21 protein-coding genes and 1 other RNA gene are annotated in these 22,033 nt (G+C 49.6%); 18 read left to right on the top strand and 4 right to left on the bottom strand.

The window, feature by feature from the left end; all coding sequences use genetic code 11:
* Positions 1-13: 13 nt before the first annotated feature.
* The 3 genes from cyoA to QQK89_RS28485 form a co-directional block, all read right to left on the bottom strand.
* Complete coding sequence (cyoA, locus tag QQK89_RS28495) at positions 14-982, bottom strand: ubiquinol oxidase subunit II (RefSeq protein ID WP_284242150.1); 969 nt, start codon at positions 980-982, stop codon at positions 14-16.
* 222 nt (positions 983-1,204) lie between these two features.
* Positions 1,205-1,513 carry a hypothetical protein gene (locus QQK89_RS28490; RefSeq protein WP_284242149.1) on the bottom strand — a complete coding sequence of 103 codons (309 nt, stop codon included), beginning with the start codon at positions 1,511-1,513 and terminating at the stop codon, positions 1,205-1,207.
* Positions 1,514-1,640: 127 nt separating this feature from the next.
* Positions 1,641-3,734, bottom strand: a complete 2,094-nt coding sequence (locus tag QQK89_RS28485) for a transglycosylase domain-containing protein (RefSeq protein WP_284242148.1) — start codon at positions 3,732-3,734, stop codon at positions 1,641-1,643.
* Between the two features lie 152 nt (positions 3,735-3,886).
* On the opposite strand from QQK89_RS28485, the gene speE reads away from it, so the two are divergent.
* From speE to argS, 4 genes are all read left to right on the top strand, one after another.
* A complete protein-coding gene (gene speE, locus QQK89_RS28480; protein WP_284242147.1) occupies positions 3,887-4,714 on the top strand; it encodes a polyamine aminopropyltransferase in 828 nt (275 codons plus the stop codon).
* A gap of 106 nt (positions 4,715-4,820) precedes the next feature.
* A complete protein-coding gene (locus QQK89_RS28475) occupies positions 4,821-5,360 on the top strand; it encodes a DNA-deoxyinosine glycosylase (RefSeq protein ID WP_284242146.1) in 540 nt (179 codons plus the stop codon).
* 79 nt (positions 5,361-5,439) lie between these two features.
* Entirely contained in the window at positions 5,440-5,880 is a 441-nt protein-coding gene (locus QQK89_RS28470) for a DUF1934 domain-containing protein (RefSeq protein ID WP_284242145.1), read from the top strand.
* Between the two features lie 5 nt (positions 5,881-5,885).
* Positions 5,886-7,565: an arginine--tRNA ligase gene (argS, locus tag QQK89_RS28465; RefSeq protein WP_284242144.1), complete on the top strand. Its 1,680-nt coding sequence runs from the start codon at positions 5,886-5,888 to the stop codon at positions 7,563-7,565.
* Positions 7,566-8,058: 493 nt separating this feature from the next.
* Here the strand turns inward: argS and QQK89_RS28460 are convergent, their stop codons facing one another.
* Entirely contained in the window at positions 8,059-9,189 is a 1,131-nt protein-coding gene (locus QQK89_RS28460; protein ID WP_284242143.1) for a S8 family peptidase, read from the bottom strand.
* A gap of 411 nt (positions 9,190-9,600) precedes the next feature.
* On the opposite strand from QQK89_RS28460, the gene rpoE reads away from it, so the two are divergent.
* From rpoE to QQK89_RS28390, 14 genes are all read left to right on the top strand, one after another.
* Positions 9,601-10,146 carry a DNA-directed RNA polymerase subunit delta gene (rpoE, locus tag QQK89_RS28455; RefSeq protein WP_284242191.1) on the top strand — a complete coding sequence of 182 codons (546 nt, stop codon included), beginning with the start codon at positions 9,601-9,603 and terminating at the stop codon, positions 10,144-10,146.
* A gap of 378 nt (positions 10,147-10,524) precedes the next feature.
* Complete coding sequence (locus QQK89_RS28450; RefSeq protein ID WP_284242142.1) at positions 10,525-12,129, top strand: CTP synthase; 1,605 nt, start codon at positions 10,525-10,527, stop codon at positions 12,127-12,129.
* A gap of 132 nt (positions 12,130-12,261) precedes the next feature.
* On the top strand, positions 12,262-12,660 hold the full coding sequence (locus QQK89_RS28445) for a response regulator (protein WP_012772140.1): 399 nt from the start codon (positions 12,262-12,264) through the stop codon (positions 12,658-12,660).
* Between the two features lie 304 nt (positions 12,661-12,964).
* Positions 12,965-14,218 (top strand): UDP-N-acetylglucosamine 1-carboxyvinyltransferase, encoded by a 1,254-nt coding sequence (locus QQK89_RS28440; RefSeq protein ID WP_284242141.1) that lies wholly within the window; start codon positions 12,965-12,967, stop codon positions 14,216-14,218.
* 109 nt (positions 14,219-14,327) lie between these two features.
* Positions 14,328-15,692, top strand: a complete 1,365-nt coding sequence (gene rho, locus QQK89_RS28435) for a transcription termination factor Rho (RefSeq protein ID WP_284242140.1) — start codon at positions 14,328-14,330, stop codon at positions 15,690-15,692.
* Positions 15,693-15,716: 24 nt separating this feature from the next.
* Positions 15,717-16,970, top strand: a complete 1,254-nt coding sequence (locus QQK89_RS28430; RefSeq protein ID WP_284242139.1) for a radical SAM protein — start codon at positions 15,717-15,719, stop codon at positions 16,968-16,970.
* A 109-nt stretch (positions 16,971-17,079) separates the two neighbouring features.
* Entirely contained in the window at positions 17,080-17,277 is a 198-nt protein-coding gene (gene rpmE, locus QQK89_RS28425) for a 50S ribosomal protein L31 (RefSeq protein WP_284242138.1), read from the top strand.
* Positions 17,278-17,355: 78 nt separating this feature from the next.
* Positions 17,356-17,790: a hypothetical protein gene (locus QQK89_RS28420; RefSeq protein ID WP_284242137.1), complete on the top strand. Its 435-nt coding sequence runs from the start codon at positions 17,356-17,358 to the stop codon at positions 17,788-17,790.
* 61 nt (positions 17,791-17,851) lie between these two features.
* Positions 17,852-18,119, top strand: an RNA gene (gene ffs / locus QQK89_RS28415) — signal recognition particle sRNA large type.
* Positions 18,120-18,276: 157 nt separating this feature from the next.
* A complete protein-coding gene (dnaX, locus tag QQK89_RS28410) occupies positions 18,277-20,049 on the top strand; it encodes a DNA polymerase III subunit gamma/tau (protein ID WP_284242136.1) in 1,773 nt (590 codons plus the stop codon).
* A gap of 26 nt (positions 20,050-20,075) precedes the next feature.
* A complete protein-coding gene (locus tag QQK89_RS28405; protein WP_284242135.1) occupies positions 20,076-20,387 on the top strand; it encodes a YbaB/EbfC family nucleoid-associated protein in 312 nt (103 codons plus the stop codon).
* 101 nt (positions 20,388-20,488) lie between these two features.
* Positions 20,489-21,088 (top strand): recombination mediator RecR, encoded by a 600-nt coding sequence (recR, locus tag QQK89_RS28400; protein ID WP_284242134.1) that lies wholly within the window; start codon positions 20,489-20,491, stop codon positions 21,086-21,088.
* A 147-nt stretch (positions 21,089-21,235) separates the two neighbouring features.
* Complete coding sequence (locus tag QQK89_RS28395; RefSeq protein ID WP_284242133.1) at positions 21,236-21,553, top strand: DUF2508 family protein; 318 nt, start codon at positions 21,236-21,238, stop codon at positions 21,551-21,553.
* Positions 21,550-21,813 carry a pro-sigmaK processing inhibitor BofA family protein gene (locus tag QQK89_RS28390; RefSeq protein ID WP_284242132.1) on the top strand — a complete coding sequence of 88 codons (264 nt, stop codon included), beginning with the start codon at positions 21,550-21,552 and terminating at the stop codon, positions 21,811-21,813. Before QQK89_RS28395 ends, QQK89_RS28390 begins: the two co-directional genes overlap by 4 nt.
* The last annotated feature ends 220 nt before the right edge of the window (positions 21,814-22,033 follow it).

Here is a 22,033-nt window from a genome sequence, read left to right as displayed (position 1 = left end):
TTTCCTTACATTATTAATGGTTCATAACAGGCAAGAGTTGGCCTTCTACTTCCGTGCTGGAAGTATCGTGGCCGCCGCCTTCCTCGTCTTTCACGGGACCGGATTTCTGGCCGGAGTGCGGAGCATCGGCGCCGTTAGGGCCGACATATTGCATAACGACTTGATCGAACAATCCTTTAGGGAACGCAGAGAAGGACTGTTTATCCGAAGAACCTGGCTGTTTCAGCTGTTGGAAGCCTTCTTCCGTCAATTCGGGAGCAGAAGATTTCACGCTATCTACCCAAGTTTTATAATCGGCTTCGGATGTCGACTTCACGTCAAAGGTCATTTTCGCAAATTGCTCGCCTGTGAAGTTCGCTCCTGTACCAAAGAAGTCGCCAACCTCGTCAGCTTGCAGGTACAAGGTCATCGCCATGCCGGACATCGCATAAATCTGGCCGCCAAGCTGCGGAATCCAGAAGGAGTTCATCGCTTGGTCTGCCGTTACACGGAAGCGGATTGGCGTATCTTCCGGGATTTGAACGTAGTTAACCGTCGAGATCCCTTCTTGCGGATAAGTGAAGAGCCATTTCCAGTCAAGCGAGGTTGCTTCAATAGTAATAGGCTGTTTAGCCGATTCCAGCGGTTTGCTTGGTTCGAGATCGTACGTGTATTTAATCGTCACTGTCGCAAGAATAGCGATGATGACAATTGGAATCGCCCACCAAATCGTCTCCAGCTTTGTGCTGTGCTCCCAGTTAGGCTGGTAAGCGGATTTGTTATCTTTTCTATCGCGATATTTCCACACGATCACCGCGGTCAAGATTAGGACCGGAACGAGAATGATCGCACACAGCCAAACCGTGATCCAAATGAGATCTTTTTGTGATTCGCCTATCGGACCTTTTGGATCGAGGACAATGTATTTGTCACTGCAGCCGGACAGCATAACGGCAATCAGCATAAGCATCATCGGAACCAGAAAGCGAATAGTCTTTCTCATCTTTTGTTTCAACTCCTCAATATTGCTTCTTGTCATTAAGATTAGCAGAAGTCGCGGAAAATAACTGCGGGATTAACAATTACGACAACAATTCGTCTTTTTTCTGTAAAAGAATCTTCACCATATTGACAACTGTTCGAAACTTCCATGGAAAAACAACACAAAAAAACCGCCTTCCGTCAATATTGACGAAAAGGCGGTTTTTTAAAAGTAGATCCTACCCTACAATATATGGTTGGATTGATCGTCGTTTGGTTCGTCTTCTTTGGCTTGCTGGAGTCTTGCATGGACTAGAGCAATAGCTGTGCCGATGGTGTAAATGAATACACTGCCGACGAGGAAACCAACGCCAACCATCAAAGTTGTATTCTTATCACTAAAGTGGCTGATTTTGATTAGGCACAACAACACGCCAACTGTCAGAGCTGTCCAAGCGAATATGGTCATAAGAGTAACGAGACGTTTTACGCTTGCAGCCGCTAATTCCGTATCCGACTTTACATTGTTTACCGATGCAGTTTTCGTAGCCATCTGAAACACTCCCATAAAGTTTGTAAGTGCTTACTTCTTGTTTCTACTATACCACAGTATATGAGGTTTGTTCAAAGAAATTTCACTTTTTGATCAAATTTCAGACAAATTTACGATCCAATCTACACTAGTTTTTCCACCAGCGCTTCAAATCGTTCCACCAGGTGCGATTGTTTTCCTTCGCGGTGCTGTCTGCTGGCGTATCTTTGGCTGCCGGTCCGCCGCATACTTCCGTTGGTTCCGTGCCCGCAACAAAGGATTCCAGCCGTTTATTGGGACAAGTGGCTGCTGCTAGCTTGCCGCTTGAAGGATCCACGTATACGTTAACCACGCCGCCCGGAATCGGAAAAATTTTCGGAGGTATGGCCGATAAGGCCTGCTCGGTGTATTGGGCGAAGATTGGAGCGGCGCGATGGGCCTCGGTCAGGGTCAACTTCCGGTTTTTGTCATAACCGACCCATACGGCGGTAGTAAGCTCAGGCGTATACCCGACCAGCCATGCATCCGTCGATGTTGTGCCGGTCTTGCCGGCTACAGGTCTTTTTATAATGGAAGAGACGCGGTTCGCGGTTCCCCCGCCCTCAAATACGCTTTCCATCAGACTAGTCATCACGTACGCCTCTGCCGGGTTAATCACTTGCTCTTCATGACGTTCCGCTTCATATATAATATGTCCGCTCTTGTCCGTGATGCGCAAGATCGCGATAGGCTCTACCTTTACGCCCCCATTGGCAATAACGGCAAACGCCGAAGCCATCTGAAGAGGGCTGACCGGGAATGTGCCAAGCGCTAGAGACGGGACGGGATTCATCGGACTTGTAATGCCGAGCTTCCGCGCGGTCTCAATGACGCGATCGGCGCCCACCGTCATAATTGTATTGACCGCATAAATATTGTCCGAGCTTGCAATGGCCGTGCGCATATCGATGAAGTCATTGAAATACTTGTCATTATAATTGTGCGGTTCGTAAGATTTGCGTCCTTCATCATAGGTGAAGGCGGTTGGCTCGCTTTTGAACCGGGTAACCGGCGTCATGAAGCCGCTGTGCAAAGCCGTCAGGTAAAGGACAGGTTTAAATGAAGATCCCGGCTGACGGGTTTCGGCAAGCGCCCGGTTGTACTGGTTGGTCTTGTAGTCGCGCCCGCCGACCATTGCTTTTATATACCCATTCCGCGGGTCGATGGAAACAAGCGCGGCTTGCTGTTCTTCGCTTCCGGCCAGACCGTTCTTCACCGCGTCTTCGGCTGCACGCTGCGCCGTAGGATCCAGCGTTGTATAGATCGTCACTCCGCCTTCATTTAATAGCTGTTCATTAATGCCCAGCTTATCGACGGCAATATAACGGATGTAGTCGCGGAAGTAAGGGGCAAAACCCGCTTGTTCGCCGGAGCCGAGCGGTTGGAACGTCAATACTTCCTTATAAGCGGCATCTGCCTGTTCCTCTGTAATATCGCCTGCTTCCTTCATGGCGTGCAGAATGGTCAGCTGGCGGTCTTTGGCGTTTTTCATATCCATGAACGGGGAATAATATTTCGGCCCCTTCGGAATGCCGGCCAGCATGGCGCTTTCGGCAAGCGTCAATTGCGAAGCGTGTTTCTTGAAATACAGCTGCGAAGCGGCTTCAATGCCGTAAGCGCCATGCCCGTAATAAATCTGGTTCAAGTACAGGCCAAGGATTTCATCCTTGGAGTAGTTCATCTCGAGCTGAACGGTATACATCGCTTCCTTCAGCTTGCGCTCCCATGTCTTCTCATGGGTAAGATATAGATTGCGCGCAAGCTGCTGGGTCAAGGTGCTGGCCCCTTGTTTCGCCGACATCGTCTCTACGTTGACCATTACGGCACGGGCCATCCCTTTCATATCAAAGCCTTTATGCTCATAAAAGCGGTGGTCTTCAATCGCCAGCGTGGCCTTAATGAGATAAGGCGAAATATCGTTAAGCGGAACCGAACTGCGGTTCTCTCCCGTATGGAAGGTATCGATGACCTGTCCCTGCAAATCAAGCATGCGGGAGGACTGGCTGATTGACGTTGCCGGCAGAGACTGAAAACGCAAATAAAGCAACATAGACACGATGCCAAGCACCATTACAGCTGTAATGGCGGCGGTTAAGCGCAAGCTTTTTTTGAACCTCATAACATGAGGGAGAAAACGTTCGGTTATAATAGGAAAAGCATATTTGCGGCGCGGTTTGCCCGGCCTGATCTGCTGCTTCTTCATGATGGTGCTCCCTTCGCAAGAACGACCTTTTCCTTAGTATGGAAAAAGGTGGGGAGCGATATTCATGGAAGGATGCTAGAAAAGGTTGATTTTTCGCCCCGAACTACTATAATACATGGAGAACCATTGACGGAAAGAAGGGATTTATCGCTATGGAATTGTGGTATACAGAAAAACAAACCGAAAACTTCGGCATTACGGCGAAGATTACAAAAACGTATGTAAATGAACAAACGGATTTTCAACAGCTCGATATGATCGAAACGGAAGAATTCGGCACGATGCTGGTTCTCGACGGCATGGTCATGACTACGGTTAAAGATGAGTTCGTGTATCACGAAATGGTAGCCCATCCGGTACTCTTCACGCATCCGAACCCGGAGCATGTACTTGTTGTAGGCGGCGGTGACGGCGGCGTTATCCGTGAAATTATGAAACATCCAAAAGTGAAAAAAGCCGTACTCGTTGATATCGACGGCAAGGTTATCGAATATTCGAAGAAATACCTGCCGACGATTGCGGGCGAACTGGACAACCCACGCGTTGAAGTGCTCGTAAACGACGGTTTCATGCATATTCATGATCATAAAAATACGTACGACGTTATCATGGTTGACTCGACGGAGCCTGTTGGCCCGGCAGCTAACTTGTTTACTCGCGGTTTCTACCAAGGCATTTACGAAGCGTTGAAGGAAGACGGCATCTTCGTGGCTCAAACCGACAACCCTTGGTTCAAAGCGGACCTGATCCAAAGCGTGAACAAAGACGTGAAGGAAGTATTCCCGATCGTACGCGTCTACGGCGCTAACATTCCGACTTACCCAAGCGGTCTGTGGACATTTACAATGGGCTCCAAGAAGTATGATCCGCTTGAAGTGGACGAAGCTTCGATCGGCGAGATCGCTACGAAATACTACACGCCACGCCTTCACAAAGCAGCATTTGTTCTGCCTAAATTTGTGGAAGACCTCGTGAAGTAATTTTAATCTTTTGCGTAACCTGAAGAGACGACTGCAACCTACGGCTTGTGCAAGCTGTAGGGCAGCCGTCTCTTTTCGATTGACCGTAAGAAGGGGAGGTCTTTGTATGGAGCAGGAGCAAGGGCAAGCAGAGCGAATCTATTCATTCCCGCCCGTGATCGACGAGCGCGCCCGGGTGCTCGTGCTAGGGACGGCGCCAAGCGTGAAGTCGCTGGAGCACCGGCAGTTTTACGGCCATCCGCGCAATTATTTCTGGGGAATGGTGTACGGTTTGTTTGACGCGGGAGCACCGGATGAGGATTACGGGAAACGGCTTGCTTTTTTGCAGGACCATCATTTGGCGGTATTTGATGTAATCGAATCTTGCGAACGTCCCGGAAGCCTTGACGTGAATATCAAGAACGAGAGGCCTAATGACCTTCCTGCCTTGCTGAAGCAGTATCCGGGCTTGAAAGGTTTTGCTTTTAATGGAAGCAAAGCTTATGATACGTTCCGCAAATATTTCCGCGATCATCCGGCATTCCGCGATATCACCTTATTGAAGATGCCCTCAACCAGTCCGATTCCAACTCAAAAGATGCGCAATCTGGAGGACCGGATTGAAGTGTGGAAGGCTCTTTTGCCTTATTTGGAATTGCCGGAATAGCGCACAATCGTTGAAATTACGGGGCTTCCTGTATATAGTAGTAACATACGAGAAGACTGGAGATATAGGAGCATTGGTTATGCCAGATAGAGTGGCGGTAAAGATTACGCTGACAAGCACCCAAGACGGTGAGTCGGAGGTACATACGTATAAAGGGGAATGGTTCCGCAAGGATCGTTCCGTATATATTCGTTATGACGAACTGGTGGAAGGTACTGAAGATCCCATTCGTACGCTTTTGCGCTACAAGACCGGGGAGCTGTCGATTACACGCCGCGGCGTTGTAGAGTCGGATCAGCTGTTTGTTCCCGGGGAAGCGAGACGCAGCGGCCGTTACCGATCGCCATATACATCGTTTGCGATGGAGACGGGTACGGAACTTCTCGCGGTTAAAGGGGAGAACGGCGAAGATCTGTCTTTAGCCGAGCCGCCGTGTACGATCGAATGGAAGTACGAGCTATGGATACATGAACATTTATCGGGCCGGTTCCATAACCGGCTCCATATACAGGAGGAGTAGGAAGAATGAGTACGAACGTATTGGATCAAATGTATGAGAAGGTGAAGGAAGCCATCGCGGATGCGGCAGTTGCGGGTGGTCTTGCTGCACGCGAGGAGCTTCCTGCTTTTGTGCTGGAAGTGCCGAAAGACAAAGCGCATGGCGACCTCGCGACGAACGCGGCTATGCAGCTGACGAAGCTGGCTAAGAAAAATCCCCGTCAAATCGCCGAGACGATTATTGCGAACCTGAACGGCGAGAAATTCGGCATTCAATCGGCCGAGATTGCAGGTCCGGGATTTATTAACTTCCGCATGGACAAGAGCTATTTATATTCCGTTATCGGTGAAATTACAACAGCGGGAGACAACTACGGTCGAGTAGGCGACGGAGCTGGGCAAAAGGTTGAGGTCGAGTTCGTAAGCGCGAATCCGACAGGCAGTCTTCACCTTGGACATGCCCGCGGCGCGGCCGTTGGCGATGCGCTTTGCAACGTGCTCGACTTCGCAGGATACGAAGTTACGCGCGAGTACTATATCAATGACGCTGGCAACCAGGTGAATAACCTGGCTCGCTCGATCGAAGCACGTTACCGTCAGGCGCTTGGACAAGCTGCTGAAATGCCGGAAGACGGCTATCATGGCGAAGACATCGTGGGCTTTGGCAAGCTGCTTGCCGGGGAAAAAGGCGACAGCCTTCTTTCGTTGTCCGACGAAGAGCGCTTCACTTATTTCCGCCAATTCGGCTTGGAGAAGGAACTGGACAAGATCAAGCGCGACCTCGGACGCTTCCGCGTTGGCTTCGACATCTGGTACAGCGAAACATCGCTGTATGAGAGCGGCCTTGTGGAGCAAGCGCTTGAAGCGCTGAAGGCGAAAGGCCAAGTCTATGAAGAAGAAGGCGCGACATGGCTGTCGACTATGCCTTATGGCGACGACAAGAACCGCGTGCTTGTGAAAAATGACGGCTCTTACACTTATTTGACGCCGGATATCGCGTACCACCGCGACAAATTCAGCCGCGGTTACGATAAAATGATCAACATTTGGGGCGCTGACCACCACGGTTACATCCCGCGCGTGAAAGCGGCAATGGCAGCCCTCGGCAACGATCCGGACAAATTAGTCGTGTTGATCGCGCAGATGGTAAGCCTGTTCCAAGACGGCGAGAAAGTAAAAATGTCCAAACGTACCGGTAAAGCCGTTACGATGCAGGACCTGATGGACGAAGTTGGCGTTGACGCGATTCGTTACTTCTTCACGATGCGCAGCATGGACTCGCATCTGGATTTCGATATGGACCTTGCGATCTCGACTTCGAACGAGAACCCGGTCTTCTATGTGCAATATGCGCATGCGCGCATTTGCAGCATCTTCCGCCAGGCGGAGGAGCAAAACGTTGCTCTTCTGCCTATCAGCGAAATCGACTTCGGCAAGCTGAACTCCGAAGCCGAATTCGACCTGCTTCGCAAGCTCGGCGAGCTTCCGCAGGAAGTGTCGGAAGCTGCGGCCCAATACGCGCCGCATCGCCTGGTCCGTTACGTGTATGAACTGGCTTCGCAGTTCCACAGCTATTACAAAGCCGAGCGCGTCATTACCGAAGACGCGGCTCAAACCCAGGCGCGCATCGCTTTGCTCGGCGCTGTCCGCACCGTTCTCGCCAACACGCTCCGCCTCGTTGGCGTATCGGCTCCGGAGCGGATGTAGCTTATCCGCCCGCCTATACTAGAAAGCCGCCAGTTAACTCTGGCGGCTTTGCTGCGTTTGGAGACTCCCGATCTATGTTCCAAACTTGCTTGTACTATCACTAATCGGCGACTTTTTCTCTTTCTCCATGCAGTTACAATGCACCAAATACAGTATATTCCTATCTATTAGCACTCCAGCGCCTCATACGCTGTACTGGCTAGAATCGAGCCAATATACTGCACTCCATACAGCGTAGCAATCACGTAATGTAATTCCTAATCAAAGAACCCGTTCCGGGGAAATCCCAAGAACGGGTTCTACTGTCCCTTCAACAGGAACGATGAAAAAGGGCAAGGACAATGTATCTCCCGGAGGAGCGCAGCGCTTGCCTTTGACGACTGAGAAATCTCGTTTGTAATGAGTAAGTTCAAATTTCTCAGCGTCAACTGCAACCGGAGGGAGATACATGGTTCGCCGCCAATAATTTCAAAGGCAGTGTATGCTCTTCTTGCTATCGTTCCGCGGCCCCGAGCATCTTCATCACATCAAGCTCCCCGGTATAACGGGGAGCTTTTGTGCTCCGCAGCGGCAGGTACGATTTTTTCAAAATAGCTTTAATCTCCGCGGGTGTCAGTCCCGGCTTGTAAGCAAGCAGCAAGGCGATGGCCCCGCTCACATGGGAAGTGGCCATCGATGTTCCGCTCATCTCGTGGTATTTGCCGCGGAGCCAAGCAGAAAAGATTTTATCGCCGGGCGCATAAATATCAATAAACGTTCCCCGGTTGCTGAAGGGAGCGATGCGCCGCAGCTTGTTGGTTGCGCCAACCGATATCGTCTGGGGATATCTGGCCGGGTAGTCGACGGACCGGCGTTTGCCGTCGTTGCCCGAGGAAGCGACAACGATAACACCGGCATTATAAGCGTTGTTAATCGCATTGAGGAGAGCTTTGCTGCGTGTTTTCATGCCAAAGCTCATATTAATAATATGGACCCGGTTCCGTACGCACCAATCGATGCCGAGTATAATGTCGGAAACAAAGGCGCTTCCATTATGGTCGAATGCTTTTACCGGGAGAATTTGCGCCCGTGGCGCGATGCCGATCATGCCGTGCATTTGGTTGGCTGCTGCTATTGTTCCGGTAATATGAGTGCCATGGCCGTTGTCGTCATGAGGCAACATGCTGCGGTTGAGCAGGTTGATGCCGCGCGACAGCGATTGGCGGAGATCCGGATGGCTGAAGTCTACGCCCGTATCGATGACGCCGATTTTGATGCGATGGCCGGTCGTTGAACTCCAGGCAAGCGGAGCCTTGATCTGTTGCACGCCCCAGGGGATGCCTTTTTCCAATGGCATGGTTTTTGCTGCGGTGTGAACGGTAACGCGGCGGTCGTTCTCAATCCATACGCCGCCGGAAAATCCAGATAAAGTTGCTTCGACAGGGAGCTGACAAGAAATTGCACGTATGATACGCATTTGCTTAACCGACTTCAATTCCGGAGAAGCTGTCGACTCTTCTGACATTTCTTGCAGAAACCGTCGATAATCCCCTTGCTGCTGAAATCGGATAATACGATTTTTTGTCGTTTGGCCCGTGCAAGCCATCGTGTCCTTCAACCAATGGAGAAAAGCGGTGATGTCCAATTACGCGTCCCCTCCCGACGGACGATGCTGAACTATTGTATGAAGACGGGGGTTCGGCCGCATGAGCAACTTGCCTTTTTTCAGATAATTAGGCGTGAAACCGTGTCAAAACCGCACGAAGGACATAGGATGATGTAAGAGTTCTAGCGACTCTTACCGCTCCGGTTATGCATGACAAATGCGTTCTCCGGATGGATACAGTCAAAGCGAAGGGACAGCCCTTCGCTTTTTTTCTTTTTGGCGGGAAGATTGTTATCATTTGAAGCAGCGGGCGGACAGCTTGCTTTTTTGAATAAAATAGGTTTTACTATACTTTGATATTGGTTATGATTACGAAAGTATGAAGATAGCAAGAGAGGATGTGTCCATGTGAGCAACGGCAATATTACATTGAAGCTCGATCCGGAGCGGATGAAAGAAATGCCTATGGTGGACTTGGCGTTTGAAGTGCTGAAGGCAGCCAATACGCCTTACTACTACCGTGACCTGATGATGGAAATTGCGAAAATTCGCGGACTTTCCGCGGATGGAATCAATCATGTAATCGCTCAAGTATATACGGAGATTAACATTGACGGCAGGTTCGCCTGCGTTGGCAGCAACATGTGGGGGCTGAAACGCTGGTATCCGGTTGAACGCAACGAGGATCCGATTACGAACGCAAAACGTCCGCGTATCATTAATGATGACGACGATGACGATGAGGATCTGTTCGCGGATGAGGAAGATGATTCGTACGCAGCCGAGGAAGAGGATTACGATTCTTACGATGAAGATCGCGAATTCAGCGAATCCGAAGAAGAAGCGGAAGCCGATGAAGAGGCTGGCATTGGTGACGAAGAGCTTGAAGACGAAGAAGTCGACGAAGAGCTTGACGCTGATGCTGAACTCGGCGAAGAAGATTCCGATGAGGAAGAAGATTTTGAAGACGAAGAGGACGAAGAAGACGACAAATAGTCGTCTCTTAGCTTGGCTGTCTTTACCCTTGACAGTCCGTATACGGGCAGAGTAAACTATTGCATGGGCTTTAAGATTCGGTAAACGTACCGCATAAGCAAGCAATGGCTTACTTTCCCTTTGTAGAAGGATGGAAGTCACTGCGGATATAGCAATTGCCGAGTTGTTTTTGCCGGCAAGCTAACGTTTAATAATACGCCAAATAAAAAGTGCCCCGTGAAGACGGGTGTCACTTTTTTTGTTTGTAGAAGCAAGTTCAGGGACCTGATTTGTTCATCCATAAACTGGACAGAGAGATAGAGCGTCTGTTAATCCATGTTTATCGTACAAATGGGAAAACCTAAACATAACCAGAGGAGCATGGAGGGTATTAGCAAAGTGACCAAATATATTTTTGTAACCGGGGGCGTCGTTTCATCGCTTGGCAAAGGGATTACCGCTGCATCACTCGGTCGTCTGCTTAAGAACAGAGGTTTGAAAGTAACGATTCAAAAGTTCGATCCTTACATCAACGTTGACCCGGGAACAATGAGCCCGTACCAGCACGGCGAAGTATTCGTAACAGACGACGGCGCGGAAACTGACCTTGACCTTGGGCATTATGAACGGTTTATTGATATTAACCTGACGAAATACAGCAGCGTTACAACGGGCAAAATTTACTCGAACGTTATTTCTAAAGAACGCCGCGGCGAATATCTTGGCGGAACGGTACAGGTTATCCCGCATATTACGAATGAAATCAAGGAACGCGTCTACCGCGCCGGCAAAGAAGCGGGTTCGGACGTCGTGATCACAGAGATCGGCGGTACAGTAGGCGACATCGAAAGCTTGCCTTTCCTTGAAGCCATCCGTCAAATCAAGAGCGACATCGGACGCGACAACGTGATGTACATTCACGTTACCCTGATCCCATATATTAAAGCGGCTGGCGAAGTTAAAACAAAGCCAACCCAGCATAGCGTTAAAGAGCTGCGCAGCATCGGCATTCAGCCGAATGTCATCGTATGCCGTACCGAACATGCGCTTTCGGAAGATCTGAAACGCAAAATCGGCTTGTTCTGCGATATCGATGCTAACGCGGTTGTCGAATGTATCGATGCTTCGACGTTGTACGAAGTACCGCTGATGCTTCGCGAACAAGGCCTCGACGATATCGTTGTGAACCACTTGAAGCTGACGACCAATCAGCCTGACATGGCGGAGTGGGAGAGCATGGTTGAGCGCGTGAAATCGCTCCACAAAACAACGGAGATTGCGATCGTTGGTAAATACGTTGCTTTGCACGACGCTTATTTGTCCATCGTAGAAGCGCTTGGACATGCGGGAATCGATGCGGATTCCGAAGTGAAGCTGCGTTGGGTCAATGCCGAAGAAATCGACGACGATAATGTTTCGGAAATGTTGAAAGGCGTACATGGCATCTTGGTGCCTGGCGGCTTTGGCGATCGTGGTATTGAAGGGAAAGTATCGGCGATCCGTTATGCCCGCGAGCAGCAAATTCCGTTCTTCGGAATCTGTCTTGGCATGCAAGTTGCCGTTATCGAATACGCGCGCAGCGTAGCTGGTTTGTTCAATGCGAACAGTGCGGAGATCAATCCTTCGACGCCGTATCCGGTTATCGACCTTATGCCTGACCAAAAAGATATCGAAGACATGGGCGGCACGATGCGCCTTGGCCTTTACCCTTGCAAATTGAAGCCGGGTTCGCTTGCGGCTACAGAATATGACGACGAGCTTGTGTACGAGCGTCACCGTCACCGGTACGAGTTCAACAATGAATACCGTGAACGCATTGAATCGGCGGGTCTTAAGATTTCCGGTACTTCGCCAGACGGCCGTCTAGTCGAGATGGTGGAGCTTCCAGAGCATCCATGGTTCCTCGCGGTACAATTCCATCCGGAGTTTACATCGCGTCCTAACCGTCCGCAACCGCTCTTCCGCGGATTTGTGCGCGCGGCATTAAATTACTCCGGCCAATAAGAACGGCTGTTCTAATATTGAATGTTTCATTTTTTTTAACAGGAAAGCAGGATAATGCCTCTCTCGGCTCGAATATATTAACGATTATGGAAGAGTTGACCAGTTGTCGCTCGAGTCGCGGGAGGTAATATCTTGGAGAAGAAGAAGCTATTGATCGTTGATGATCAGAATGGCATCCGAGTGCTTCTAATGGAAGTGTTCAGCAGTGAAGGCTACAATACTTTCCAAGCTTCAAACGGTAGGCTGGCGCTGGAAATTGTGAAAGCGGAAAATCCTGACCTTGTTCTTCTTGATATGAAGATTCCGGGGATGGACGGGCTCGAAATTTTGAAACATGTTAAGGCAATTAACCGAGATATCAAAGTCATTATGATGACCGCTTACGGTGAACTGGACATGATCAAGGAAGCGACGGATCTTGGTGCCGTTATGCATTTCACGAAGCCGTTTGATATTGACGAGATGCGAATTGCGGTTAATATGCAGCTTCACGGCGGCAACTCGAACAACCGCTTTGCGGTAGGGTCCTAAGGGGCCCTTTTTTTATTTTATGAGATAATAATTAATAATTTTTAAGTACTTGCCTACTTCTGTAAGTCAAATACCATTCCATGTCCCGATATGGTATAATGGCTCAGAATAAAAAGTCTAATAGATATGTTGCTATTTTTTTAAAATGAATACATTCCGCTTCTTTCTACTGAGGCATTTCTTGAAAAAGCATAATAGGAGCACGGGATCATGAGCCGCCCATTACAGCGAGTCTTTTATTATAAGCTCGCCCCTAAGGCGGTTTTCCTTTGTCTCTTCTTAAATCTCGGGAGGACTATATTTGATGGAGAAATTGATGATACGCGGTGGACGTCCACTGCGAGGCACCGTCCAAATAAGCGGAGCGAAGAACAGTGCCGTCGCTCTGGTTCCGGCAGCTATACTGGCAGAATCAGAAGTGGTATTGGACAATTTGCCCCATTTAAGCGATGTTGTCGTATATAGTGAGATCCTGCAGGACCTTGGCGCTGTCGTAAGCTGGCAGGGCGATGTGATGAAGATTGACCCATCGCGTCTTGAGTCGAAGCCGATGCCTAACGGTAAAGTGAAGCTGCTTCGTGCATCTTATTATTTGATGGGTGCAATGCTTGGGCGATTTGGCGAAGCGATTATCGGTTTGCCAGGCGGCTGTAATTTCGAGCCAAGACCAATCGACCAGCACATTAAAGGTTTCGAAGCATTGGGAGCTAAGGTTACGAACGAGCAAGGCTCGATGCGTATTCACGCAAAAGAGCTGCGCGGAGCTAAAATTTATTTAGACGTTGTCAGTGTAGGGGCCACCATTAACATCATGCTGGCGGCATCGCGTGCCAAAGGATCAACCATCATTGAAAATGCGGCAAAAGAGCCGGAGATTATAGATGTAGCAACTCTTCTAAATTCGATGGGTGCGCGAATTAAGGGTGCTGGGACGGAGACGATCCGAATTGAAGGGGTAGACAGCATGCATGGCTGCCGTCATTCGATCATTCCCGACCGGATTCAAGCAGGCACGTATATGATTGCAGCCGCTGCAACGGGCGGCGATGTGACGATCGACAACGTCATACCCAAACATATGGAAGCCATGACGGCCAAGCTGGAAGAAATGGGCGTTAAGGTTCAGGAGATGGATGAGTCTATTCGCATTATCGGCGCTCCGGATTACACGTCCGTTGACGTTAAGGCGCTTGTCTATCCGGGCTTTGCAACGGATCTCCAATCTCCGATGACTACCTTGCTTGCTATGGCCAAAGGTGTTAGTATCTTGAGCGATTACGTATATAGCAACCGGTTTAAGCACGTACCGGAGCTCAACCGCATGGGCGCTAATATCCGTGTTGAAGGCCGTTCGGCCATTATTGAAGGCGGAGAGCTGTTCGCGGCCAAAGTCAAAGCGGCGGATTTGCGCGCAGGCGCTGCGCTAGTTATCGCCGGTTTAACCGTGAAGGAAGGTATTACGGAAATTACGGGCGTAGAGTACATCGATCGCGGATATGACAACCTTGTTGATAATTTGCGCATGCTTGGCGCCGATGTTTGGCGGGAGTCGGAGTAAGTAGGATTTTAATATCTTGATTTGGCGTCTTTCTGCGGGTTAGAACGAATAGAAGACGCCAAATCGGGTATATAATGATAGCTAAAACTGAATACAAAGTGGTGAGAATATGACAGATCTTCAGATCTCCGATCTCGAAGAAATGAAGCTGACCGAACTGTACAAATTGGCGAAGCAGTATCAAATTCCGTATTACGGTCAGCTGAAGAAGAAGGAACTGATTTTTGCAATATTACGCGCGCAAGCGGAAAAAAGCGGCCTTATGTTTATGCAAGGTGTACTTGAAACCTTACCGGAAGGCTTTGGTTTCCTCCGGCCGATCAACTATTTGCCTAGCAAAGAGGATATTTATATCTCCGCTTCACAGATTCGAAAGTTTGACCTGCGTACCGGCGACCTAGTATCAGGCAAATGCCGCCTGCCGAAAGACTCGGAGAAATATTTTGGCCTCCTCCAGGTAAATGCCGTGAACGGCACCGATCCTGTACAAGCGGCTGAAAGACTTCATTTTCCCGCGCTAACTCCTCTTTATCCACAGAAAAAACTCGTGCTGGAGACGGCATCTTCCAAACTTTCTACACGAATTATGGATTTGCTTGCACCTGTTGGCTTAGGTCAACGCGGATTGATTGTAGCACCGCCCAAAGCAGGTAAAACCTTGCTGCTCAAAGAAATAGCGAACAGTATTTCGACAAATCATCCCGATATCGAATTGTTTGTGTTGCTAATTGATGAACGTCCGGAGGAAGTTACGGACATGCAGCGTTCTGTGAAAGGCGAAGTCATTGCTTCGACGTTTGATGAAGTACCGGAGAACCATATCAAGGTGGCCGAGCTTGTGCTTGAGAGAGCTTTGCGTCTAGTGGAGCATAAGAAAGACGTTGTTATCTTGCTCGACAGCATCACTCGTCTTGCCCGCGCCTACAACTTGGTCGTTCCGCCATCCGGCCGTACGCTTAGCGGCGGTATTGATCCGGCAGCATTCCATCGTCCGAAACGTTTCTTCGGCGCTGCACGGAACGTGGAAGAGGGCGGCAGCTTGACGATCCTCGCTACGGCGCTTATTGAGACAGGGTCGCGTATGGATGATATCATTTATGAAGAATTTAAAGGTACGGGCAATATGGAGCTGCATCTTGACCGCAAGCTTGCAGAACGCCGTATTTTCCCGGCGCTGGATATCCGCAGATCGGGTACGCGCCGCGAAGAAATGCTTTTATCAAAAGAAGAACTGGATAAATTATGGGTTGTGCGCCGCAATATGACCGATACGCCTGACTTCGTGGACGGCTTCCTTAAGAAGCTTGCCGATTCGAAGACGAATGAGGAATTCCTTATGTCGCTTGATACATTGGAAGATAAACCTACGCCGCAGCAGCGGACAAGTTCGGGATCAAGCGCGACAGGTACGGGGCTCAAAAGCAGCGCAGCAACCGGAAGGCGACCAGCGCCGCGCACGACGCACGGCTCGTAGTGCCGCTGGAAGGAGGACATCAAGATGAATCTCGTATACGCGGATGAGAAAGGCAATGTGTTTGATCATCCCGATTATATTGCGCTTGGACGGAGCGGCGACATGATCGTCGAGCTGATGGAGGAAGAGTTGATCCCTTTGCCAAGGGGGGCTACGCTAGTAGGACTGCCGCATACCCGGCCGGTCTTTATGGATCCGGACACCGGTGAGATGCAAATGCTCTCCGGCAACTATCAAGCGGTAGGGGCTTTACTTCCTCAAGGCTTTACGCGGTTGGCGCTGCCAAGTTATGTGAAGACCGATAAGAATGAGAAGTTTCCGCTCTTTGGATACACGTCCGTCGTTTGGAAAGACGGCGAGTTTTACGTTGCGGCCGAGCAAAGCGATGATCCTTACAAATGGGATCCGCTGAACTGCGACCGGGGAGATGTGCGCAAAGGGGTAGAACTTCTGACCGCGAAATACCCGGAAAACCGTTTGTACAAGCATTTGTCGCATTGCGCGCTCGGCTATGAATGCCTCACTTCATCAAATACGTTTCTGCAGCGCTGGGAGGGCGGCGTACCTGTCTCCTATTCCTGTAACGCGGGATGTTTCGGATGTATTTCGGAGCAGCCGGATGACAGCGGTTTTGTCGCTCCTCAGACACGGATGAACTTTAAACCAACGGTCGATGAGATTGTTGAAGTTATGCTTGAGCATCTGAAGACGCCGGAATCGATCATCAGCTTTGGTCAAGGCTGCGAAGGCGAACCTTCCACGCAGGCCAAAATCATTGTTGAAGCGATGAAGATTGTCAGAAGTCAGACAAAGCAAGGCTATATTAATATCAATACGAACGCCGGACTTACCGATTTTATGCGGGCTATTGTAGATGCGGGTCTCGATCTTATGCGCGTCAGCACGATCAGTGCGCTTGACGATCATTATAATGCGTACTACAAACCGCGGGCTTATACGCTGGCCAATGTGGAGAAATCGTTGAAGTACGCAACGGACAAAGGGGTATATACGTCCATTAACTACCTCATTTTCCCTGGCGTTACGGATCGCGAGGAAGAGATCGAAGCAATGATCGGATTCGCGAAGCGTACGGGTCTGAAGTTGATTCAGATGAGGAACCTCAATATCGACCCGGAGAGCTATCTGCAGCTTATCCCGCCTGCCCAAGGCGAGATTTACGGCATGAAGCAGATGCTCGAAATCCTTCGAGAAGAACTTCCGGATGTCGTGATCGGTTCGTATACGCATCTCCCGCCGGCTGCGGCACGCAGGTAGTTGGCAAAACATCGGCATTGCATGCTTGTAATCGTCGTGCTATAATCCGAGTTGTGTGATTTATAACTCTGGACCCGCATGTGGTTCAGGGCAGAAAGAGGTGAACGAGATGAAACAAGGTATTCATCCGACATACCACGTATCCAACATCACTTGCGCTTGCGGTAACACGTTCGAGACTGGTTCGATCAAAGCGAACCTTCGCGTAGAGGTTTGTTCCGTATGCCACCCGTTCTTCACGGGTAAGCAAAAGTTCTTGGATGCAGGCGGTCGCGTCGATCGTTTCAAAAAGAAATACGGCATCTAATCTCATCATCTGCCGCATAAATTGGCAGAATAAGAAAACCTCCCTTAGCCATCCTATGGTTAAAGGGAGGTTTTTTGATTGCTTACCAAAAAAATGCTGCGCCGCAAACTGCGCTTAATATTTATGGGATTTGCTATTGCTGCTCTACTGATTGGAAGCTTAGCCGGCTGTGCGGCTGATGGCATCAACAATGGCCACCGGACCAATGACGGCAAGTCGGAAACCTATGGACATGATGGGTACATGGGTTATTCCAACAGTAATCCCAACCTGCCCAATAACCTGACTTTCCTTAACTACGAATCGGACAGGAAGCTGGTTAATCAAGTATTGCAACCGATTGACGGAGTTAAGAGCAGCCGCGTTTCTTTTAACGGGGAAGATCTGAATGTGCGCATTTATCCTACTCCGGGACTGACGGCTGACCAAATGGAGGCGCTTGAGGCCAAGGTCCAGCAGGTTGTGGCATTTAATATGCCGCGTTACCATGTCAAGGTTAAAGTATCCCGTTAATAGGCGGCAGCCATTATACTACGGTTGCGCTTTGCGTTTGGATGGGCTATACTTAGTTTTGCCGTGCTAGATGGGGAGTTAGCGGTGCCCTGTAACTCGCAATCCGCTTTAGCGAGGTTGAATTCCTGCTTTAGGTTATGTGATGCAGGGTTTGGCGTTTGCAATCAGTGTTGACGGTTGGGTCCTTCGCAATGGACGCTTGTGAACCTGGTCAGGTCCGGAAGGAAGCAGCCATAAGCAAGTTAGTTCATGTGCCGAGGGAGTGCCTGACCCGAGCTGAGACGCAAGAGTGCCGCCTGGATCGCATGTTATCGAGGGCAGGTGCACGGTACCTAGATTTATTCATAGTTTTCAAATGAGGAACACCAGCTAAGCGTATCTGCTGCCAAAGTCAGATGCCTAGAATGCAGGTGTTTTTGTTTTGCTTATAGACATCATGATGTATAATAGAAGAATAAAAAGCAGTTGCGAAAGGAACGTTAACGCGTGAGTCATATTGCATTATATCGTGCCTGGCGTCCGCAGACGTTCCAGGACATGGTCGGACAACGGCATATCATACAAACGCTGCAAAATGCGATTCGGGAGAATCGTGTCTCGCACGCTTATTTATTTAACGGACCCCGGGGAACGGGGAAAACAACGGCTGCCAAGGTGTTGGCGAAAGCGGTTAACTGTGAACGCGGACCTGCTGAGGAGCCTTGTAATGAATGTGATGCCTGCCGCGGCATAACAGCGGGGCATATAATGGATGTTGTGGAGATCGATGCGGCGTCTAACCGGGGTATTGATGAGATTCGCGATATCCGCGACAAAGTACGGTACGCGCCATCTGAAGTCCGGTATAAAGTATATATTATTGACGAAGTTCACATGCTCACCACCGAGGCGTTTAATGCGCTGCTGAAGACGTTGGAGGAGCCGCCCGGACATGTTATCTTTATTCTGGCTACAACGGAGCCGCATAAACTGCCGGCAACGATTATATCGCGTTGTCAACGATTTGACTTCCGTCAAGTATCGCTTGAAGAGCAATCGGAACGTCTTCGGGAGATTTGCCAGGAAGAAGGAATTGAGGCCGAAGAAGATGCGATTGCTTACATCGCGAGATTGTCCGAAGGCGGGATGCGTGATGCGATCAGCCTGCTCGAGCAGGTAGCCGCATTTGGCGGTTCGAGAATTACGCTGGACGGAGCGGTAGATGTAACGGGCGGCATGGCTGCGGATCAGTTCTATGCGCTTGCGGAGGCAATTAGAGACCGGAACGTTGCGGCCATTATGCCGCTCGTGGAAGGTTTGACGCAAGCCGGTAAAAGCGCGGACAAATGCATGGAAAATTTAGTGTTTTATTTCCGCGATTTGCTTGTGTTAAAGCTAGCTCCGCAAGGGGCAGTCACGGAACGGGTTGTTGACGCCGATCGGTTCCGGGAGATGGCGGATGCTTTTACTTCCGAACGGTTATTTAAGATGATTGATACGCTTAATACCTATCAATCCGATATGAAGCATGCTTCACAACCGCAGACGTTGTTTGAAGTTGCTCTAATGAAAATTTGTACAATTGGCAACGAAGGCGCTTCAGGTTCCGGGGCAGGCGATGGATCAGGGGCTTCTGCCGCTGCGCCGGCCGCCTCTGCTGAGGTACAGCGACTTCGCCAGCAAGTTGAGATCCTGGAACGTAAGCTTGAGCAGTTGATCCAGAGTGGCGGTGCTGCCGCTGCGAGTGCTTCCGATGGAGGAGCGGTTCGCCAGGCTTCCAGCCAATCCCGCAAAGGCGGTTTTAGCGGAAGCAGCGCCGCGATCAGCAGAGCTACTGTGAAGCTGGATCCTTTTGTCGCTGCGGCGGGAACTCCGGGTACGGGGCAAGTTCGGATGAAGTGGAACGAGGTGCTTCATCGGGTGAAGGAGGCTAGAATCACGGTCCATGCGTGGCTGGTTGACGGCGAACCGGTATCGGCAAACGATGGAACGGTTCTGGTGGCCTTTAAGAACACCATGCACCGGGAGACTACGGAAAGACCGGCACACCGCGAGATTATCGAGCGGGTGATGCAGGACGTATTCGGCAACCCAACGAGGCTTGCTACTTGCATGATCAAGGAATGGCAGAATGCAGCCAGTCGTTCAGGCGATCAACAAGGCGAAACGCTGGAATTACAGCCTGACGCGATTGACACCGGAGAGGCACAGCGTCCACAATGGGTAGAGGAAGCGGTTAAGCTTTTTGGTGAGGATTTGGTTGTCATTAAAGAAGATTGATTAACTATAATGATGAGGTGATTAGTATGAATAACATGAATCAAATGATGAAGCAAGTGAAGAAGATGCAAGAGCAAATGATGAAGGCGCAAGAAGAACTCGTAAACAAAACAGTTGAAGGTACGGCGGGCGGCGGCGTTGTAACTGTCGTAGCAAACGGCCATAAGAAAATTACGAGCATTACGATCAAACCGGAAGCGGTAGATCCGGACGACGTAGAAATGCTGCAAGACCTTGTTCTGACGGCTGTTAATGACGTCTTGGCCAAAGTTGACGAAATCGCAAACCAAGACATGGGCAAATTTACTGGCGGCATGAAAATTCCGGGCTTGTTCTAAGCCTGAGTAACGTCCCATCCTATACATGCTTAAACGTTTGCTGACGCCGCCTTCAGGGCGGCGTCAGCCGTTTACGCTAGGCTTGAAAGGAGCTAAAGCGTTTGTTTTACCCCGAACCGATTGCAAAATTGATCGATGCCTTTACGCGGCTTCCCGGCGTGGGACCAAAGACCGCTGCCAGATTGGCATTCCATGTGCTCCGTATGAAAGAAGACGATGTCATCGATTTCGCGAAGGCGCTGGTAAGCGTTAAGCGAAACCTAACGTATTGCTCGGTATGCTGTAATATTACCGATACCGATCCTTGCCGGATCTGTCAGGATAAATCGCGGGACAACTCGGTTATCTGCGTTGTACAGGAATCCAAGGACCTTGTGGCGATGGAGCGGACAAAAGAATTTCAAGGCTATTACCATGTCCTTCAGGGAGCGATTTCGCCTATTGAGGGAATCGGTCCGGACCAGATCAAGATTGCTGAACTTCTTCGTCGTTTGAGCGATGAGCGAGTGCAAGAACTGATCTTGGCAACGAATCCGAATATCGAAGGTGAAGCAACGGCGATGTATATCTCGAGGCTAGTTAAACCGTTTGGCATTCGGGTAACGCGCATTGCCCATGGCTTACCTGTGGGAGGCGATCTCGAATATGCCGACGAGGTTACTTTATCCAAAGCGTTGGAAGGTCGCCGGGAATTAAGATGATTCATAATAGATGAAGAGGAGCCCTTTCCGTTATCGGAAGCGGCTCTTCTTTTGTTTTCGGTGACGCGTACGTTCTAAATTCGTCCAAGCCTCTATACATATATAGAAATGTCTCGTCCGAATGGACGAGCTATAAGGAGGCGATGTGTGTTGAGTAACCTAGGCAAAACAACAAAACAATCGAACGAAACATACACTTTGCAATTAGGGGCAAAGAAAACCTATGTAGAACCTGTGCCTGAGGCCGATACGGCGGAGTGGAGGGAGCACTTGCGCGAAGAAATAGCCGAGGCCCATAAAGAGTGGATTAACGCTACGCGCTTCTTTAACGTCGCTGTAGGCGAAGATCAAATAGATTATGCGATCTTTGCCCTTATTACGGCGGAGAAGCGATATGAAATGCTTATTCGAATCGCCAAACGCACATGCAGCGCTTGGCCGCATTGGAGGGGGGCGCTTCAATGAAAACCATATGGCTTGCGATGCTCATTTTATCTTCGGTTGCTTTAGTGGCAGTTGTACTTAGAAGCAAATTGTCATGGAGCTGGATCCGTAACTTCGCTATTCATTTTGTGCTTGCGGCTTTCGTCTTATATGTACTTAATTTCTCTGGCCTAATTCCGAATATATATATTCCGCTAAATCCGGTTACAATAGGTACTGTTGTCGTCCTTGGAGTCCCGGGTATCGCTTTAATCGCAGGGGTTCAATACTTTATCGTTTGAGGAAAACAAACTTTTTTGGACGAAGGGTTGACCTCGTCCTTTTATTCGTGGTATATTACTTCTCGCGCCAAGTGCAAGGAAATAAAAGCTTCAAAAAACTTTTTAAAAAAAGTACTTGCAATCATCTAGGCAGCTGTGATATATTATAAAAGTCGCCGCTGAAACACAGCGAAGACAACGAGAAAAAATTGTTCTTTGAAAACTGAACAACGAGCGAAAC

It is taken from the genome of Paenibacillus glycanilyticus (genome assembly GCF_030161375.1).
Taxonomy (GTDB): Bacteria; Bacillota; Bacilli; order Paenibacillales; family Paenibacillaceae; genus Pristimantibacillus; species Pristimantibacillus glycanilyticus_B.
Note: the sequence above shows the minus strand (reverse complement) of the source record. Positions and strands in the feature narration are given on the sequence as shown.

What these genes read in the sequence shown, in the direction of transcription:
- QQK89_RS28485 (WP_284242148.1), bottom strand. Translation starts at nt 3,734, where the DNA reads ATGAAGAAGCAGCAGATCAGGCCGGGCAAACCGCGCCGCAAATATGCT.
- speE (WP_284242147.1), top strand. Translation starts at nt 3,887, where the DNA reads ATGGAATTGTGGTATACAGAAAAACAAACCGAAAACTTCGGCATTACG.
- QQK89_RS28470 (WP_284242145.1), top strand. Translation starts at nt 5,440, where the DNA reads ATGCCAGATAGAGTGGCGGTAAAGATTACGCTGACAAGCACCCAAGAC.
- argS (WP_284242144.1), top strand. Translation starts at nt 5,886, where the DNA reads ATGAGTACGAACGTATTGGATCAAATGTATGAGAAGGTGAAGGAAGCC.
- QQK89_RS28490 (WP_284242149.1), bottom strand. Translation starts at nt 1,513, where the DNA reads ATGGCTACGAAAACTGCATCGGTAAACAATGTAAAGTCGGATACGGAA.
- rpmE (WP_284242138.1), top strand. Translation starts at nt 17,080, where the DNA reads ATGAAACAAGGTATTCATCCGACATACCACGTATCCAACATCACTTGC.
- cyoA (WP_284242150.1), bottom strand. Translation starts at nt 982, where the DNA reads ATGAGAAAGACTATTCGCTTTCTGGTTCCGATGATGCTTATGCTGATT.
- QQK89_RS28405 (WP_284242135.1), top strand. Translation starts at nt 20,076, where the DNA reads ATGAATAACATGAATCAAATGATGAAGCAAGTGAAGAAGATGCAAGAG.
- QQK89_RS28440 (WP_284242141.1), top strand. Translation starts at nt 12,965, where the DNA reads ATGGAGAAATTGATGATACGCGGTGGACGTCCACTGCGAGGCACCGTC.
- rho (WP_284242140.1), top strand. Translation starts at nt 14,328, where the DNA reads ATGACAGATCTTCAGATCTCCGATCTCGAAGAAATGAAGCTGACCGAA.
- QQK89_RS28475 (WP_284242146.1), top strand. Translation starts at nt 4,821, where the DNA reads ATGGAGCAGGAGCAAGGGCAAGCAGAGCGAATCTATTCATTCCCGCCC.
- QQK89_RS28390 (WP_284242132.1), top strand. Translation starts at nt 21,550, where the DNA reads ATGAAAACCATATGGCTTGCGATGCTCATTTTATCTTCGGTTGCTTTA.
- rpoE (WP_284242191.1), top strand. Translation starts at nt 9,601, where the DNA reads ATGAAAGAAATGCCTATGGTGGACTTGGCGTTTGAAGTGCTGAAGGCA.
- QQK89_RS28430 (WP_284242139.1), top strand. Translation starts at nt 15,717, where the DNA reads ATGAATCTCGTATACGCGGATGAGAAAGGCAATGTGTTTGATCATCCC.